The sequence below is a fragment of the Ramlibacter sp. WS9 genome (assembly GCF_003797765.1).
GTDB lineage: Bacteria > Pseudomonadota > Gammaproteobacteria > Burkholderiales > Burkholderiaceae_C > Ramlibacter.
Map to the genome: position 1 here is coordinate 119559 of NZ_RKMB01000002.1, position 17881 is coordinate 137439.

14 protein-coding genes and 1 pseudogene are annotated in these 17881 nt (G+C 62.7%); 5 read left to right on the plus strand and 10 right to left on the minus strand.

Features of this window, described 5'->3' with window-relative positions:
• The first annotated feature begins 3 nt into the window (after positions 1–3).
• A complete protein-coding gene (locus EEB15_RS03445) occupies positions 4–852 on the plus strand; it encodes a sugar phosphate isomerase/epimerase (protein WP_141508143.1) in 849 nt (282 codons plus the stop codon).
• The gene (locus EEB15_RS03450) at positions 849–2264 is read left to right on the plus strand and encodes a mandelate racemase (RefSeq protein WP_141508144.1); all 1416 of its coding nucleotides are present in this window, start codon (positions 849–851) and stop codon (positions 2262–2264) included. The genes EEB15_RS03445 and EEB15_RS03450 overlap by 4 nt, the downstream gene beginning before the upstream one ends.
• Here EEB15_RS03450 and EEB15_RS03455 read toward each other — a convergent pair.
• Together EEB15_RS03455 and EEB15_RS03460 are read right to left on the minus strand one after the other, a co-directional pair.
• Positions 2245–3249 carry an asparaginase gene (locus tag EEB15_RS03455; RefSeq protein ID WP_141508145.1) on the minus strand — a complete coding sequence of 335 codons (1005 nt, stop codon included), beginning with the start codon at positions 3247–3249 and terminating at the stop codon, positions 2245–2247. The genes EEB15_RS03450 and EEB15_RS03455 overlap by 20 nt on opposite strands.
• A gap of 22 nt (positions 3250–3271) precedes the next feature.
• Complete coding sequence (locus EEB15_RS03460; RefSeq protein ID WP_141508146.1) at positions 3272–3907, minus strand: glycoside hydrolase family 75 protein; 636 nt, start codon at positions 3905–3907, stop codon at positions 3272–3274.
• A 114-nt stretch (positions 3908–4021) separates the two neighbouring features.
• Here EEB15_RS03460 and EEB15_RS33590 point away from each other — a divergent pair, with 114 nt between their 5' ends.
• Entirely contained in the window at positions 4022–6808 is a 2787-nt protein-coding gene (locus EEB15_RS33590) for a PAS domain S-box protein (protein ID WP_158289977.1), read from the plus strand.
• 115 nt (positions 6809–6923) lie between these two features.
• A complete protein-coding gene (locus EEB15_RS03475) occupies positions 6924–7361 on the plus strand; it encodes a hypothetical protein (RefSeq protein ID WP_141508147.1) in 438 nt (145 codons plus the stop codon).
• On the opposite strand, the gene EEB15_RS03480 is transcribed toward EEB15_RS03475, so the two are convergent.
• Positions 7292–8077: a sulfite exporter TauE/SafE family protein gene (locus EEB15_RS03480; RefSeq protein WP_141508148.1), complete on the minus strand. Its 786-nt coding sequence runs from the start codon at positions 8075–8077 to the stop codon at positions 7292–7294. The genes EEB15_RS03475 and EEB15_RS03480 overlap by 70 nt on opposite strands.
• Before the next feature lie 100 nt (positions 8078–8177).
• Between EEB15_RS03480 and EEB15_RS03485 the strand changes: the two genes are divergently transcribed.
• Positions 8178–8438: a hypothetical protein gene (locus EEB15_RS03485; RefSeq protein WP_141508149.1), complete on the plus strand. Its 261-nt coding sequence runs from the start codon at positions 8178–8180 to the stop codon at positions 8436–8438.
• 24 nt (positions 8439–8462) lie between these two features.
• Here EEB15_RS03485 and EEB15_RS03490 read toward each other — a convergent pair whose 3' ends face one another.
• The 7 genes and pseudogenes from EEB15_RS03490 to EEB15_RS03520 form a co-directional block, all read right to left on the minus strand.
• The gene (locus EEB15_RS03490; RefSeq protein ID WP_158289978.1) at positions 8463–10619 is read right to left on the minus strand and encodes a TonB-dependent siderophore receptor; all 2157 of its coding nucleotides are present in this window, start codon (positions 10617–10619) and stop codon (positions 8463–8465) included.
• Between the two features lie 1139 nt (positions 10620–11758).
• On the minus strand, positions 11759–12196 hold the full coding sequence (locus tag EEB15_RS03495) for a hypothetical protein (protein WP_141508151.1): 438 nt from the start codon (positions 12194–12196) through the stop codon (positions 11759–11761).
• 90 nt (positions 12197–12286) lie between these two features.
• Complete coding sequence (locus EEB15_RS03500; protein ID WP_141508152.1) at positions 12287–12712, minus strand: hypothetical protein; 426 nt, start codon at positions 12710–12712, stop codon at positions 12287–12289.
• A gap of 85 nt (positions 12713–12797) precedes the next feature.
• On the minus strand, positions 12798–14105 hold the full coding sequence (locus EEB15_RS03505; protein ID WP_141508153.1) for an McrC family protein: 1308 nt from the start codon (positions 14103–14105) through the stop codon (positions 12798–12800).
• Entirely contained in the window at positions 14086–16410 is a 2325-nt protein-coding gene (locus EEB15_RS03510) for an McrB family protein (protein WP_141508154.1), read from the minus strand. The genes EEB15_RS03505 and EEB15_RS03510 overlap by 20 nt, the downstream gene beginning before the upstream one ends.
• Before the next feature lie 137 nt (positions 16411–16547).
• A pseudogene (locus EEB15_RS03515) lies at positions 16548–16681 on the minus strand (transposase domain-containing protein); the annotation flags it as partial.
• Positions 16682–16794: 113 nt separating this feature from the next.
• A complete protein-coding gene (locus EEB15_RS03520) occupies positions 16795–17685 on the minus strand; it encodes a hypothetical protein (protein WP_158289980.1) in 891 nt (296 codons plus the stop codon).
• Positions 17686–17881 lie beyond the last annotated feature (196 nt).

Genomic DNA, 17881 nt, shown 5'->3' on the forward strand with positions numbered 1-17881 from the left:
AGCATGAAATTCGCACTGTGCAACGAGGTGCTGCATCCGCTGCCGTTCGGGCAGCAGTGCAAGATCGCGGCGGCGCTGGGCTACGACGGGCTCGAAGTCGCGCCCTTCACGCTGGCCGCCGACCCGATGGACCTGTCGGACGCGCAGGCCGCGGAGTTCACCCGCATCGCCGCGGACTACGGCCTGGCCATCTACGGCCTGCACTGGCTGCTGGTGGCGCCGGCGGGCCTGTCCATCGTGAGCGAGGACGACGCCGTGCGGCAGCGCACGCTGATGGTGATGTCGCGCCTGGTGGAGCTGTGCGCGATCATGGGCGCCAACTACCTGGTCCACGGCTCGCCCAAGCAGCGGTCCGTTCCGCCGGGCATGGCGCGCGATCGTGCGCTGGCCCTGGCCACCGAGTGTTTCGCGCGGATGGGCAATGAGGCCAGCCAGACCGGCGTGGTCTATTGCATCGAGCCGCTGTCGCGCCGCGAGACGAACCTGATCAACACCGTGGCGGAAGCCGCCGCCATCGTCGACCAGGTCGCTTCGCCGGGCCTCAAGACGATGATCGATTGCAGCGCCGCCGGCCAGGCCGAATCGCAGCCGGTCGACGCGCTGATGGCGCAATGGATGCCGTCGGGCCACATCGCACATGTGCAGGTGAACGACCCGAACCGCCGCGGGCCGGGCCAGGGCGAGATGCGGTTCGCGCCCATCCTGCGCACGCTGATGCACATGCAGGCGCTGGGGCACTACAACGGTGTCGTCGCCGTGGAACCATTCGACTACGTGCCGGACGGCCCGGGCTGCGCGGCGCGGGCCATCGGCTACCTGAAGGGCGTCGTGGAAGGGCTGGCACGGGGATGACCGAAGCGCCGCGCTTTGCCGTTCGTGAGATCGAGCTGTACGAACGGCCTGTGGTGTTGCGCCTGCCCTTTCGCTTCGGCGTGGTGACGCTCACGCAATGCCCGCAGGCTTTTGCGCGGGCGCGCATCGAGTTCGCGGACGGCCGCAGCGAATGGGGCGCGGCGGCGGAGATGATGGCGCCGAAGTGGTTCGACAAGAACCTGCAGCTTTCCAACGAAGACAACTTCGATCAGCTGCGCGACGTGCTGCAACTGGCGCGCAAGGCGTATCTGTCGGACGCTTCGCCGGCCAGCGCGTTCGGCCACTTTGCGCGTCATCACGACGGCCACATGTCGGCTTCGGCAGCACGCGGCTTCAACCCCCTGCTGGCGAGTTATGGGCCGGCGTTGGTGGACCGGGCGGTGCTGGATGCGCTGTGCCGCGCGCAAGGTGTTTCGTTCTACGCCGCGATGGCGGTGAATCTGCCTGGCATCGGCGCGGGCCGTGCCGAATTCGCGGGGTTGGGGATGGACGGCTTTCTCGCAGGCTTGGCGCCCGCGCCGGGTATCGAGGCGCGCCACACCGTCGGCCTGCTCGATGCCGTGACCGCCGGCGACCTGTCGCACCGCATCAACGACGGCTTGCCGGAAACGCTGGAGGAAGTGATCCAGGCTTACCGGCATCGCTACTTCAAGCTCAAGGTCAGCGGGCAAGTCGATGCCGACGTGGCGCGGCTCGAGGCCATCGCCTCGGTGCTGGACCGCAGCGCGCTGCCCTACTTCGCATCGCTCGACGGCAATGAGCAATATGAGGACGCGCACGGCGTCGCGCAGCTCGCGAATGCGATCCGGGCCCGGCCTGCGCTTGCGCGGCTGTGGGAATCCATCCTCTTCATCGAACAGCCGATCGCTCGCAAGCTGGCGCTGGACGCGGACTTGCGCGAAGCGGATTTCGGCAAGCCGGTGATCATTGACGAGTCCGACGGCGAGCTCGACACCTTCGTGCAGGCGCGCGAGCGCGGCTACGACGGCGTGTCGTCCAAGACCTGCAAGGGCTTGTACAAGTCCATCCTCAACGCCGCGCGCTGCGCCGCGTGGAATCGCGAAGCCGGGCAGCCGCGCTACTTCATGTCGGCGGAAGATCTGACGACGCAGGCCGGGCTGTCGGTGCAGCAGGACTTGGCGCTGGTCAACCTGCTGGGCATTGCGCATGCGGAGCGCAATGGGCACCACTATGTCGATGGCATGGCGGCGCAGCCGCGGCACGAGCAGGACGCTTTCTTGTCTGCGCATCCGGATGTGTACGAGCGCAGCCACGGCGCCGTGCGGCTGAAGATTCGCGAGGGGCGCATTGCGCTGGGCTCGCTGGCGTGCGCGGGTTATGCGAGCGCGGCGATGCCGGATTTTGCGGCGCTCAGTCAAATACGAGCTTGAACGCCGCCTTGCGCTCCCCCACCTGCGTGCCCCGCGCATTCGCGATGGCCTCCGAGCGCCACGGCCGCAGTTCCTCGCGCTGACGCGCATCGAGCCAGCCCAGCTGATCCAGCACCGCCACTGTCGCCGAGATCACCGCAATCTTGTTGCCGTCGGAAATCTTCAGCGCAAAAGCCTGCTTGCGGCTGCGGCTCGCAAAGGCCTGCATGCCGTCCGCGCCGGCCTTGACCACCCAGTCGCCACGGCCCGCGCGCATGAAAGCCTGGTCGGCCCGCGCGGTGCCGGACACCAGATCCGGGTGGGCCGTCATGGCGTCGGCCAACTGCGCGAAGCTGTCGCCGAATTCCCCGTCGGCAACGCCGCTGGCCAGCCGCGCGTAGCCCCGCGCCAGGTGCGCGAGCGGCATGGCGAAGTTAGGCGCCGAGCAGCCGTCCGTCCCGATCTTCAGGTCTTCAGCCGCAAGCCCCACAACGCGCGCAACGTTGCGCCGGATCGCCTGCTGCAGCGGATGCCCCGGCGCCAGGTAGTTGCCGACGGGCCAGCCCTGCTGCACGCAGTGCGCCAGAAAGCCGGCGTGCTTGCCGCTGCAGTTGTTGTGGCGCTCATCGATGGTGGCGGGCGCGGGCCCCACGCCGTTCTCGACGTAGTACGGCATGTGGCAGCCGCACTGCAAGGTCTTGTACGTGAGGCCGGCCTTGTCCAGCATCGCGTCGACCTGCGCCACGTGCATGGGCTCGCCGCTGTGGCTCGCGCACATCATGGCGATGTTCTCGCGCGAGAAGCCGAAGAGCTTGGGGCCGTCGGCCTCAACGAACGGCAGGGCCTGCAGCGCCTTGAGCGTGGAGCGGGTGAACGAGCGCCAGTGCGCATCGCCGGCGTGGGCGACGACGCGGCCTTGCGTGTCGGTGACGGCGACAGCGCCGAAGTGAATGCACTCCAGCGTGCCGCCGCGGTATGTTTCTATCAGCGGAACCAGGGACGTCATGGGCGAATTATCGCCCGCGTCTTCAGGCCGGCTGCAACACGTAGCCCGGCGCGGCGGCGCCGGGCCACAGCTCGTACAGCACCTCGGGCTGTTCCGTGCCGCCGTCGCGCGGGCTGTCGGGCAGGCCCAAGGCCCGCGCGGCGGCAATGCTGAGTTCGCCGATCTTGCGTGCCGGGCCGCGCTCGGCCACGACACAATCGACGCTGCGGCCACGCCACGACGCGCGGGCCTTGCACCCGCGCACCACGCCCGTGGTCTGCTGCACCACCAGCGGTGGCACCACGATGTAGGGCACGGTCTCCGAATCCACGTAGGCCGCCGGGTCGTCATAGGCCTTGCCGGGATGGCGGTACCAGGTCATCGACGCGATGACGCCGCCGGCGAACACACGCGGCTGGTTGTCGTCACCCAGGATCACGATGGTGCGCGCCCAGGGCTTGGCGCACACGACCTTGCCGTCCACGATCTTCATGCCGCCATTGGCCAGCAGCTCCGAGCCGGTGTCGTCCACCTTGTACGCCGCCAGGCCGCCGTGCTGGCCGTTGGCGCCGTCCGCATCGATGTCGGCGTCGGCCATGTAGTGCACCCGCCCGTCCTCGTCTTCGAGGATGCGGCAGGCATAGCCTTCGGCGGTGATGGTTCCCAGCAAGCGTGTCATGGTGGCCTTTCGGTGGGGGCATTGTCGCTCGACCGGTACGCGGCGGACCCCAGCCTGCGCCACGGCCCGCCGATCAGCAGCGACTTTGCAACCCACTGTTGGCACAATGCGGTTGTGAAAAACCCCGCTCCCGCTGCTGTTGAGCTGGACACCGAACAGCGATTCCAGACCCTCTTCGAGCAGGCGCCGTTCAGCGTGCAGCTGCTCTCGGTCGATGGCCGGACGTTGAAGGTCAACCAGGCCTGGAAAGACCTCTGGGGCGCGCAGGACGGCGACCCGCTCCTGGAGTTCGTGCTCACCGAATACGACATGCTGGCCGACCCGCAGCTCGAAGCCAAAGGGGTGACGCCGCACTTGCGGCGCGCCTTCGCGGGCGAGTCGGTGCGGCTGCCCATCGCCTACTACGATCCTGCCGAGCTGGGCAAGCCCGGTCGTGCGCGCTGGGTGGAGGCCACGGCGCGGCCCATCAAGTCGGCCGACGGGCGGGTCATCGAAGTGATGTTGATTCACGAGGACGTGACCGTGCGCCTGCTGGCCGAGCAGCAGCTGCGTGCGAGCGAGATGCGCCTGCGGCAGCTGGCCAACACGATTCCCCAGATGGCCTGGATCTCGGACGCGCAGGGTGCAGTGGAGTGGTGCAACGACCGCTGGTTCGAGTACACCGGCCGAACGCTGGAAGAGATGGCCGGATGGGGTTGGCAGAGCGTGATGGATGAGCGGGTGATGCCGCTGGTGCTGCAGAAGTGGCAGCACTCCCTGGCCACCACCGAGCCCTTTCAGATGACGTTCCCGATCCTGGGGCGCAATGGTGAGTTCCGGCCCTTCTTCACGCTGGTCGCGCCTTTGAAGGACGAAACCGGCAAGGTCGTTCAATGGTTCGGCACCAACACCGATGTGACGCCGCTGCAGGACGCGGAGCGGCGAGCCCGCACCCTGACCGAGCTCTCGGAGCGGTTTCGCGCGCTCGACGACGGGGCGCAGCTGCAATACGCGGCGTCCGAGATCCTGGGGCGGTCGCTGGCCGTCAGCCGCGTGGGCTACGGAACGATCGACCCCGAGGCCGAGATCCTGCGTGTCGAGCGCGACTTCACGGCGGACGGCGTGGGCACCCTGGCCGGCGTGCTGCACCTGCGCGACTATGGCTCGTTCATCGACAGCCTGAAGCGGGGCGAATTCATCAGCATCGCCGACGTGCGCCTCGACGAGCGAACGGCAGCGGCAGCCAACGCGCTGGAGGGACGCAGCGCGCGCTCTTTCGTCAACGTGCCGGTGCTGGAGCAAGGGCGTCTTGTGGCGGTGCTGTTCGTCAATCACGCCAGCGCCCGCGAATGGACCGACGAGGAACACGGTTTCATTCGCGACGTGGCCGAGCGCACCCGCATCGCTACGGAGCGGGCCCGCGCCGAGAAGGCGCTTCGTGAGAGCGAGGCGCGGTTTCGCACCATTGCCGACGCCATGCCGCAGATGGTGTGGTCGACGCTGCCGGGCGGCTACCACGACTACTACAACCAGCAGTGGTACGACTTCACCGGCGTGCCGCCGGGATCGACCGATGGAGAAGGCTGGAACGACGTGTTCCATCCGGAAGACCAGCCGCACGCCTGGAGCATGTGGCGGCACAGCCTGGCGACGGGAGCAACGTACGAGATCGAATACCGGCTGCGCCACCGGTCCGGCGAGTACCGGTGGGTACTGGGGCGGGCGCTGCCCGTGCGCAACGAGAAAGGTGCGATCGTGCGGTGGATGGGAACCTGCACGGACATCCACGAACAGAAGCGGGCGCAGGAAGAGCTTGTGGCCAACAGCCGGCGCAAGGACGACTTCCTGGCGATGCTCGCGCACGAGCTGCGCAACCCGCTGGCGCCGATCAGCACCGCCGCGCAGCTGTTGAAAGCCGTGCCGACCGACAGGGCGACCGTCGAACACTCGGCGGACATCGTCAGCCGCCAGGTGCGGCACATGACGGCGCTGGTGGACGACCTGCTCGATGTCTCGCGCGTCACCCGTGGGTTGGTGGAGCTGGAGCGCGCCCCGGTTGACGTGAAGGCGGTGCTGGGCAATGCCGTCGAACAGGTGCGCCCGTTGATCGAGGCCCGCGGACACCAGTTGACCACGCGCATGGCCTCCGGCGACGTGTACGTTCTGGGCGACCGCACCCGCCTGGTCCAGGTGATGTCGAACCTGCTGAACAACGCCGCGAAGTACACGCCGCAGAACGGTTCGCTGTCGCTTTCGATGAGCGTCGGCAAGCAGGTGGAAGTGCGCGTCGCCGACAACGGCATGGGCCTGGAGGCACAGCTGTTGCCTCATATATTCGACCTGTTCACGCAGGGAGAGCGCACACCGGACCGCTCGCAAGGCGGGTTGGGCCTGGGGCTGGCGCTCGTCAAGAGCCTGGTCGAGCTGCATGGCGGCCGTGTGGCGGCTGAGAGTGAAGGACGCGGCCGGGGCAGTGCATTCACCGTGACGCTGCCTCTATTGAAAGCCTCGCCTCCGGCAGAGTCCCCAGTCCACCACCACGCTGGCACCGCCCCAACCTCTCCACCCCGGCGTGTCATGGTCGTGGACGACAACAAGGACGCGGCCGACGTCTTGGGGATGCTGCTGAAAAACCAGGGGCATGAAGTGCGTGTGGCGCACGACTCGGAGGAAGCGCTCGATGCGGTGCGCGACGCTCCCAGCGACGTTTTCATCCTCGACATCGGGTTGCCGGGCATGGACGGCTATGCGCTCGCCGGGCATTTGCGCGCCCATCCCAACGGTTGCGCCGCGATTTTCATCGCGCTCACCGGTTACGGCAGCACGCAAGACAAGCAGCGCGGCGACGAGGCGGGGTTCGACCATTACCTGGTGAAGCCCGCAGAGTTCAGCGAACTGATGCGGCTGCTGCAGATGGCGTGATGCGGGTTCTGTAATCTCAATCCGACATCGCTTGCCGACGCTCGCCGACGACGAGGGGTGGTGTGTTTGCGTTGGTATGAAGCAGCTACATCCTCTTCACTCGAAAGGTTCCACCATGAAAAACCACCTCATCTCCCTCGCGATTGCCATCGGCTTCGGGCTCGGCTCCAGCGCCTTCGCCGCGGACGGCATGACACGCGACGCCTACAAGGCCGAAAAGGACAAGATCGAAACGCAGGCGAAGGCCGACAAGAAGGCTTGCGACGGCATGAAGGACAACGCGAAGGACGTGTGCCAGGCTGAAGCGAAGGCCAAGGAAAAGATCGCCAAGTCCGAGCTCGACGCCAAGAACAACCCAGGCCCGAAGGCCGATGAGAAAGTCACCAAGATGAAGGCCGAAGGCGAGTACGAAGTCGCCAAGGAAAAGTGCGAAGACCAGCAAGGCGCGGCCATCGCCACCTGCAAGAAGGATGCGAAGGCGTCTTACGAGAAGGCCAAGGCGGCCGCCAAGTCCGCAGCGGCACCGAAGACGGATACGAAGGCCAAGTCCTGATACGCCAGGGCCAGCAGCACGAGCCCTGACACCACCATCAGGGCGTCGACGATCACGCCGAACGCGTGCGGCGAAAGCCGCAGCACGACGTGCTTGCCCAGAAAGGCGCCGCACATCAGCGCGGCGCCCGCGATCAAGCCTTTCAAGACCACGGCGGCCGGCAGCGCGTCCATGCTCGCGAACGTGAAGAGCTTCGTGGCGTACACGGCCAGCGAGGCCAGCGCCTCGGTGCCGAGCAGGCCGCCGCGCTCCAATCCGTAGGCTGTGAAGAGCGGCACCTTCAACGGCCCCGTCGAGACGACGATGCCGGTGAGAAACCCCAGAGGCGCGCCGATCAGCATCACGCCCACCCACGACACGCGCAGGCCGCGGTGCTTCAGCCAGCGGCGGGCCGGAACCATCGCCAGGAAGAAGAAGCCGAGCGCAACCTCCACCCACGAGGCCGGAACCGTCAGCAGCGTGCGCACGCCGAGCACCGCCGCCGGCAAGGCCGTGAGGCAGAAGGCGCCTGCGATGCGCCAGTCGACCTCCCTGCGCCAGGCGACGACACGCCCGAAGTTGCCCATGAACGCAGCGATGGCCATCACGGGCACGGCTTCGACCGGCCCCCACGCACCCACGAGCACCGGCATGAGCACGATCGACGAGCCCGTGCCGACGATGCCGCCAAGCGTGCCGCCGAACAGGCCGACGAGAAGAACAAGGGCGTAGTCCACCAGCTCGACTTTACGTTTATCTCAGGATCGCCGGATCCTCGTCCTCTCCAGCAGTCAGGATGGCGGCGACGGGTGGACAATGCAGATGTCAAGGAAGCCCATGAAGTACGACACGACTGAGCGCGGAGAACGCATCGAGGCGATTGGCCATCACAGCGGCTATCGGATCCGGATCTGCACATTGGCGGCAGCCAACCTCGCGATGTGGCCTGTCAGCATCCATGTGCGCGGATCGGAAAGCGAAGACGAGGTGAAGGTCGACGCGCCCAAGCGGCATCTGTCCAGCGCCGCCGAAGCCATCGAGTATGGGTATGAGTGCGCGGTCCTTTGGATCGAGGCGCAGGATCATCACGGGTATTGAATGGCTGGGAGCCCGCACTCGACCTCAGAACTGTGTTCCCACCGTTAGATACGCCCGCGGGGTCAGGTACAGCTCGCCCTGGCTGGTGGTCGTCCCGGCCGCCGGATCCTCGTAGCGCCGCATGCGGCGATAGGGTGCGTCCGTGATGTTCTGCAGGCCGATGCGCCAGTAGCCGAGGCCCGCCACCACACCGCCCAAATGCACGTCCAGTGTCGTGCGCGCTCGATCACGGCCGGTGCGCCCCGGCGCGGTCATGAGGTCGGCCGCACCGTTCACGTTCAGCGTGAAGCCGCCGAACAGGCCGCCCGTGCGGCGGATCGGCTTGGCGACATTGAGGCTGGCCGTGTAGCGCGGCTGGCCGGGAATGCGCTGCCCGGTGTTCGGCCCGCTCGTCATGCGCGAATTCAGCAGGCTCAAGTTGGTGTTGAGCGTCCAGTCGCGCGGCAGGCCGAGCACGCCCAGGTGGGTCCGCGCATCGAACTCGAGGCCCCACACCGTAGCGTCGCCCACGTTGCTGCGCTGTTCGAGCCAGCGGCCGCCCACTTGCTGCGTCACCAGCGGTCCGATCGCGTCGCTGACGCGCCGCACGAACAGGTTGCCGCCGGCCTGTCCGTCCGTGCCCAGACGTCGCTCGACACCGGTGTCCAGCGCCCACGACGTTTCGGGGCGCAGCGCGGGGTTGCCCGCGGTGTCCGGGTTGACGAGCGAATTCAGGCCGCTGCTGGGCGTGGTTCGATCCACGAGGTCCCACACGCGCGGGTTGCGCGTGGTCCGCGCCAGGTTCGCGCGCCACTGCCATTGATCATCCCAGGGCCTGCGCAGGTGCACGGAAGGCTGAACGACCGGGATGTGGCGCCGCACCGTGCCGAGCGTCGGCCCGCGGGTCGTGATGACGATGGACTCGCCGCGCAGGCCGGCGGTGATCGTGCCGCGCTCGCCCCACGCCCATTCGTCCTGCGCCCACAGAATGCGGCGGTCCAGTGTGGCCTCGGCGCTGAACGGGCCGGTGGCGCTGCTGTCGGTATCGATGCCCAGGGTGCGATGCTCTATTTCCGCACCGCCCATGCGCAGCAGCGGCGAGCCGGTGGTGGAGAGCTTGGTCTTGAAATTGGCGACGTCCTCGCGCCGCCGGTCGCCGAAGAAGGACGTACTGCCTATCGCTGGACCGGCCACCACGCTGCCCGCGCGATCGACGTCTTCGCGCAGGCGGTTCGCCGCCAGGGTGGTCTCCAGCTTGGTGCTTTCGAAGCGGTGCGTCCAGTCGGCGCCCAGCGTGGCGAAGTGGCGCACCTGGTGCTGGTGGTCCCGGGTGGCTGATGTGGCCGGCGGGTTACCGTCTATCGTGGTGGCGCTGTCGACGGCGCCGCCGAAGGTCGCGCGGCTGAAGAACCCGCGCAGCGTCAGCTGGTCGCCTGGGGCCAGCTTGCCCGTGAGCCGTGGCGTCAACGAGTATTCCTGGCGGCGGTAGCGGGAGACGCTCTCGCTTTCGGTCGTGCCCAGCGGCCCCACGACGCGGCTGTGGCCGTTCGAGCCGAGGAGCACACCGGTGCTGGCAGCGGCCAGGAAGTAGGCCCACGGATCGTCCGCGGGCTGGCCGGGCGTGGCCGGCCCGCGCTCGGTGAGCGGCCCGGTGCGGGAAAAGAAGATCTGCCCGCGGTGATGGCCCCACACGGTGTTGTCCGTCACCCGGACCGACGTCTCGCGCTTCACGGTGGCCTGCCGTAGCACGATGTTGATCGTGCCACCGGTGGCACCTGAGAACTCCGCCGACGGCGAGCGTACGACCTCGATGCGTTCCACCATCTCGGGAGGTAGCTGGTCCAGCGCCAGTTGGCCGCGACCACTCGCCTGCCGCTGGCCGTCCACCAGCAACTGCGTCGCGCTGCGCTCCATGCCGCGCATGCGGATCTCGACGCTGCCGTCCGCCGCGGTGTTGACCACCACTCCGGGCAACTGCTTGAGCACGTCGGCGACCGAGAACGCGCCCAGGCGTTCGATGTCGCCTCGGTCCAGCACCACCATCGAGCCTGGTGCAAAGAACCGGTCCTGCAGCGCGCGCCGGCTGGTGACCTCCACCGGTTCGAGCTGCGCACCCTCGCCACCCGCCTCTGGTGGCCGCTGCGCGTGCGCCAGACCGAGTGTCGCAACCGCGAGCAGCCCTCCAAGCCATGGTCGTGCCATGGTGTCTCCTCTTTTGTTTCCGTCGGCGCAATTGTGCCGCGCCATCGGCCGCAGCCTGCGCAAATGTCCGCTGGACAGAGGGGCACCATGTCCGCTTTCGGCCAGAAGCGGACCTCCAGCTCTTGCTAGCTACTGCCACCCGAACATCGCGGGATAGCCAGTACAGGCCTAGCTATCGAAAGCTACATATTGTCGTTAGCCAGCGCGACGCAGCGCCACCCTTGACACAGCTATGCATCGCGTCAGTACTCCGCAATATGATCAAAGACCCGACTTTGAAGAGACTTCACATCCGCGAGTAGGTCGTCAACGCACGGAAAAGCGACGGCCCCATTTTTTCGGTACTCGAACCTCTTTGATCCGTAAGCGTTAGAAAGCATCCGAACGTGCTCAAGCGAAACTCGCTCCTCAAGGCCGTGGCTCCGGGCAGTGTCGACAAGCCCGGCAAGATCGTGAGAGTACTTCTTCTTCAGTTCCGCGATTGCTACGCCATGCTTGTGTAGGAAGCACTTCAGCAGCAGCTCAGCGGAATGGCCCAGAAGGTAGTAGGCAACGATGTCTACCTTGACTTTGTAGCGGGAGTACGCGCAAGTATGTTCGCCGCCTCGAAGTACTCTGAAGCAAGTGAAAAAAGCGTCGCTTCGTCCTCATAGTGCGGGGGTTGTACGGCGTCTCTCATGACAGGCGGATGAACTCAAACTCGTACTCCTCACCGTCGATACGGGAGACCCGACCTATCCAATCTTCCCGAACGCTGAACGATTTCCTCACGGTGCTCGCATTGGTACCCGCCTGAACTTCGTCAGGCTTGTCTGAATGAGATATCACAAGTCGTACTTGCTGGTGCGAAGTGAATGCTCGTTGGACTCTTTCGCGGAACTCAGTGTTGCCCGGACCTTTCCAGCGGTCGAAGCGATCACGGCAAAGTACTCGCCCATCCTTCGGCAGAGAAAAGTGGTGCTCCCATAGACTTACAACCAGACTTCCATCTGGGGCCTCTGCGCAAACCGACCACTGAACGTTCTTCAGCTTTGCGCCGTATTTTGAGAAGGCTTCTGCGAAACGTAGATCAGCCATCCGGATACCGAGTTCTAGCGACTAGGCCGACGCACCGAAGGGCAACGTGTGGAGCAGACCTGCTATATGGCATGACTACGCACCAAACATTCATACCTCACATCGTCCCGCGGCATGAAATAGGTCGCATGAGGAAACGCATGGCCTGAATGCTGGGTAGGCAGATATACCCACCAGTCAGAGTCACCTGTCACGACTTCATACAGTTGCATGCCGAGCACCTGGGATGGCTTCGAGTCAAAGCGCTCGTTGAACTGGCGGTGGAAGTTGTGCTGGGCTCCGAAGCGGGTAAGAATCTCCGAGATTGCCTGTTGCGCGTCCAAGAAGGGCCTGGCCTGAGTCCGCACACCGTCCAAAGCTGCTTGAAAAGCCGCTTGAGTTAGAGCATGCAACTCGGGCGCTTCCCGAGAAAAATCGAAGTACTCTTGCCAGTAAGGCTTAAGCTTCGCCCGATCCAGGCTAGGACCGATCTCTGAGCGGCACTCGATATCAGTAATCATGTCCTGCTGCCTCGGGGCGGAGTTGAACGGTGGAGGAGAACGAGTCCGGCAACCGCGGAGGCCATTGGGCATCGCGAGTTGAGTGACTTCCTATTCCTCATCAGCATCTTCTGCACAAAGTTGAAAGATTCTGCACCCAAACCTGGTGCGTCCGAAATCAGCGCAAATCATCGCACCTCGTTCGCGATGGTTTCCCAAGAACGGGGTCATATGCTCGATATTGGAACGACGTCCAAAAATGCAGAGAAAAGCACGTGACTTGGGCTTGTCTTTCAGAAACGCCCGAAGTTTCTCCACGTCGTTCTTGACCTTTGCGGTCGCTGACTTCGCCCACTTCACCTCCATCGCGAATGAACTCCCAGGTTTTCTCGCGAAGAAGTCGAGTCGCTTCTTGTCACCGACTTCGGCGTGCTCCACACCAGGGCACTCATATTCACACTCTACTTCGTAGCCTTGCGCGGTCAGGATTCGGAGAATGGGTTCATATAAGACGTACTCGCTGAACGCGCTGTTCATTTCGCATGCTGCGAGATAGCTTACGTACGACGCCAGGCCGCGTTTGATTCGGGAAACGGCGTCCGCCGTTGGTGATAGGGGCCGCTTAGCCATTGCGGTCGTCCCGAGCATCAACAATCAACGACATGGCGAGCGAGGTCCGCTCCTCATGGGCATCCTTGCCGGGTCTTCCGAGTAGGGCGCCGAGCTTTCCCAGTTGAATAGGGCGAAGTACAACGGCGCCTAGCTCATTCCCCGTGATCGGGTCGCTCATCAGGATTGATTCATCCGTCGCCGCGTTCGACATTGTCGGATAGAGCAATACGCTTGATCGCGACGGTGAGGCAAGTGCGTAGGCAGAGAGTTGATAAAGCCACTCCGCCGGCAGCGACGTGCGCCAGAGATCTCGATACTTGGCATCCAGGTAGCGGAGAAGCTCGCCCTTCAAGTTGAAGACTCCAAAATCCGGCCGCGGGGTCGGCGTGCGCCGCTTGCGCAACGCTGTCTCCATCTTGAAGAACTGCTTGATACTCGATTCATCGGCTATGCGTGCCGTGACAAGATGGTCGTGCAGGAATCGGGACAACAGTCGTTGGAAAAAGCGATTCATGTCAAACAGAAAACTTGATCCGCCTATTTGCAAGTCCTGGTCAAATCCCATTCCCCGTCCTTCAAGAAGAAGTTGAATCAGATCCAGTGCCGGTGCGGCACGGTCTGTCATTCGTGTCAGCGCGACGCGCGCGCTACGGATATCGCGCAGTGTGAGGTTCCTGAGCCGCTCGACACCTTGGAAAAACTTGGTGGTTTGCTCTACGCGTCGTCGTAAAGCGAGGTCTTCGGTCAAGTGAAGAGTCAGTTGCAGCCCCGTCAACAATACCTGATTCAAGAGCCAGTTGGGCGTTCGGTCGAAGAATCGGCACGGGAGGCGAGAGTCCAGGAGAACTCCACGTCGTGTGATCGCAGTCGTATCTAGTCTCCCGCGCAAGGATTCCAAGCGATCAGTTCTATGCTGATAAATTCTGTGGAGACCAGCGAAGCAAAGGGCTTCCGCCTCTTCCACTAGTAACGCAATCAGCAGCTCTTGTAGGCCCCCATGCTCGATATCTATCATTGACTGAGAGTCGAGTAGGGACAGGTCGCGCAGGCCATACGCGTACTTGAGCAGACGAGTCAATGGCGTTTGATCGATCTTGGGCTTGATCGATATTCGCAGAGCCCCTACATCCACACGGCCCACGAATGAGGTCGAAGTTACCTCAAGGCCTCGAAAACCAGGAGCCACGACCAATCTGTCACCCAAGGCGTCTAAGAGCGCGGGGTTACCCCCGATTGCTTCTTGCACGCTGGGAGCTACCGCGAGGGGCCCGGTGCTACTCCACTCTGAAAGCGATATGTCAAGACGCGCCGTGTTCATCGGAAAGCTCTGAGTCGGCCCTTGTGTCGTCCTCTGCTTCGTCGCCACCTACATCGTTGATCGACTCGGCGGCTCTTTGAATCGCGTAGTCAGCCATCTCTTCAAATGCAATTGCTTGGATCAGCTCTGCCTCGCATGATTGATCGAACAAGTCCTCGTTGATCCGCCCACGCTCAACATCGACAAGATCCGTTCCAAGAATCTTGCCGAGCGTCGCGAAGTCGTCATAACAATACTCCTCCAACAGCGGAATGATGTCGTCGCGCAATATCCGCGAGAACTCTGCGACCGTCGTGATTGAAGGGGAGGGCATCAGGTAGGCATGTCCGACCTGGAGATTCCGAGCGTCCCTCTTGAGACACTTTCTCAGGCGGTCATTTAAGGCATCGAGCCAAACCCCAAGTGAGAATTCCCCGAGCTGCGTACCTGCCAGCCAGCGGCTGTCCGGCATGAGTTCGATGAACGAAAATCGTCGTCGCAGTGCCGCATCGAGTAGCGAGATTGACCGGTCCGCCGTGTTCATGGTGCCTACGATGAACACGTTTCTGGGTATGTTGAAGTCTTTTCCGGTGATCGGGAGAGTGATTGGGATGTGACGCTTGTCCATCTCCAGGACAGTCATCAGCTCGCCGAATATCCGTGGGATATCGCCGCGATTGATCTCATCGATGATCAAATAGAAATGACGTTCTGGGGATTTCCTCGCCTTGTCACAGAGGCACTTGAAGATTCCATCTCTGTCGGCAAAAGACACCACGCCCTTTTCGGCGTGAGCGCGGATGCCCTCCATGAAGTCTTCGTAGCCCCAATTCGGATGAAATGTGCAGATCTGCACAAGCCCCGCGCCACCTGCGAGCGACTCTCTTTCCGCCGGCGCCAACTGGGAGTGAGTCTTTCCGAAAGCCTGTCGGGAAGCGAGTTCTTTGGCCAACGCCAGGCCCCGATATGTCTTTCCCGTTCCTGGGGGGCCATAGAGAATGACCTGGCCCTTCCTTTTTAGCGACGCTTCCGCACGGGCACTCCATGGGTCAAGTGGAGCGAGCGGCTGCCCTTCACTCGTGGTGCTCGGCCTAGCGACGGGGACATCTTCTAATGGCGCGGCAGAGAGTTTCTGTTCGAGCTGAAGTACGTTTTGTGGATCACGTCCAAACGCGTAAACGGTCGTCCGGGGACCTTCGGTGGTGGGTGGTGTCCAGGAGCTCGCTGAAAGCCATTCAACAGCGCGGGTGTGCGGAAACACTAGCTCTGGCTTGTATTCATATGGGCCCGTGACTCTTCCAATCCCTAAAACAGTTGCTCCGTTGCAGGCCAAAACCAGGTCCCCTGGAGCGATCTCTCTCGCGAAATTTGTGATTTCGCCGGCCTTCCGGGTGCGCGTGCCAGCATCCTGGTAGTCACCCTCCAGGAGAGCGGCGATACGCGACTTGAGGTCCTTCTCCTTGAGTAGGCTTGAAAGATCCGGCACATGCTCTTTCCACCCAATCGATACCAAACCACCAGAATGCATTGCGGCCCACTGACTCTCGCCTGTACTGCCAGCGGTCGTCCCGACTTTCCAGTAGCGATGAAATGGTGATCTCATGCCCAACACTTTGCACATTACCGTCATCGAGACATCAAGCTGTCGCGCAACATTGAGGAATCGGGCGGCACAAACAAACCTGGAGGCATCGGCGCTAAGCACACCGACGTGGTCGGGTGGCACCTCAAGCAACTTGAGCAGGTGGAAACGTTGGTACTGGGGGGTGTGGTAAATATCGAGGCGATCTGGATAAATCAGACTCCAATACTTGTGCGCCCATCCAGCAGCCCACAAGGTAGGCGCCGCGGCTTTCATAGCGGTGTCCATGGCCGCTGAACTCGCGTCGTCAGCGGTCCCCGGGTCGAAGGAGGCCAACACCTCACAGCCCGAAATGAGCTGGCCTCGTTGCCCTCGTGCCAATTCAATTGCTTGGTCTACTGAGATCGGGTGCTGCGCGTTGGCGGCACCTGTCAACCACACCCCTTTTTTGTCATACAGGCCGAACTTCAGAGCGCTGCCACCAGCTATGCTTCCGAACAGCTTGCACGAGAACTCTTCGTCGTTCTTGAACTCAAGCCAAGATACCATGCATCGCGGCTCGCCGTCGGCGCGACCATGCATCACCTTGAGGAGCGCCTCGCCATCGAGATCTCTCAAGATCTCAGGCCCGAAGTGACGCTGAAATAGCTTTGTTTGCCTATCGATCTCGGCCTGATTCAGTGACCCGCTCGCCAATCCCTTTTCAAGGATTTTCCTAAGGTCGTTCAAGATTTCGGGTGTCATGCGCTCCTCCTACGTGCCATGCTATCACCCAGCTATCGGGAACTGCGCCTCTACACCATGGCTTTCGCCAGTCATCCCCAACGAGTCGGGCTCTCTTCGTAAGCGCGCGGTGATCCCGTCTTGAAGACGGGGTGACTTCAGGTTTGCGCTTGGGTCGGCTGCCAGATGTAAGGCAGCAATTCGTCGATGCGGCTGGCCGGCGCGTGGGCAGCCGCTCAAGGACATTGCGCAGATAGGCAAACGGATCGTGTCCGTTCAGCCGCGCCGAGTGACGGCGCCGCACGATCTTCTTGGAGTCTTTCATGGTGTCCACCTAAATTTCCTTGGTGGATTACCATCGTTGCCGCTTAGACGGACATGTTCAAGACGGGGTTGGCCGGACTCTTACATCGAATAGAAGACCTTCGTAAAGGTTTCGTCGAAGCCGGCCAGAACCCTTTTCAGCCGTTCATACTTCTTGTCGCACAGAGTTTCCGCTGCTCGCACCTCAGTGGAAGCGCTGGCGTGCAACACAAAGTCGCGGCTCCAGATTGGTAAAGTTCCAATTAGGCAGGTCGCGTACGAAACGTCGATGTGCTTTCGGTTCAAAGTCTCAATAAGATTTGCATTGCGGACGAGGAAGCGGCGTAGGGCTGCCCTGATCTCTTTGTCGGCATCATCGACCGTCTCGACCACCTGACTTAATCCGGACAAGACACAGCTCGAGACATCGAGGCAAACGATACCGACCACTTCCTCTTTAACTTCTGTCATTGCCGCCGCCAACTGATCGGCGGCCTTGTTGATGCGTTTTTTCAGCTGCTTCTCTGAGGCAAGACGCTTGCATTCAGCGCGGACAACCAAGCCATCGCGCTTCGCAACAACATCGCTTGTGTCATCAAAGTCGATGGCGTAGCCAGCTAAGTGGAAACGGGCAGCCACTAGTAGTTCAAAAAGGAAGTTGCGGGAGGCGCCAGCGACCTCAAGGTCCGGTACATCGTTACCCGAGACCACCTTCGACAACTTAGAGATGAAGTTTGGATGCCTGACGTGCTGGAAGCACTTGTAGACAAGGTAGATGTCGATGCATTCCCGGTAAGCTTCGGTCAGTTCTTTGAGAAACTGCCTGCCTTTTTTTGACAAGAGATCGAGTCCGGGACGATAGAACTTGTTGATGTGTTCTTCGTAGCGCGCATAGCGCGAGTTGCGAGCAGGAAGGCCCAGTGCCGTCATCCAGGCAATAATATTATGGAGCTCCTTAGTAATCTGATCTTCGTTGACCATCGCTCTTGCCATATTCGAGCCATTCTTCTAAGTGTTATTGAGACCTAAGGACGCCCCGAGACCACTTCCAGCTTGAGGCGTCGGGTGCTCACTCCTGGCCGTTAGTGACCGTGGACTGCGGCTTCATGTACTCGCGGGACCTCGCCGACCCGGACGGTCACCTGTGGGCCACGTTCTGGATGAACCCCACGGCAACGCCATCCGGCGC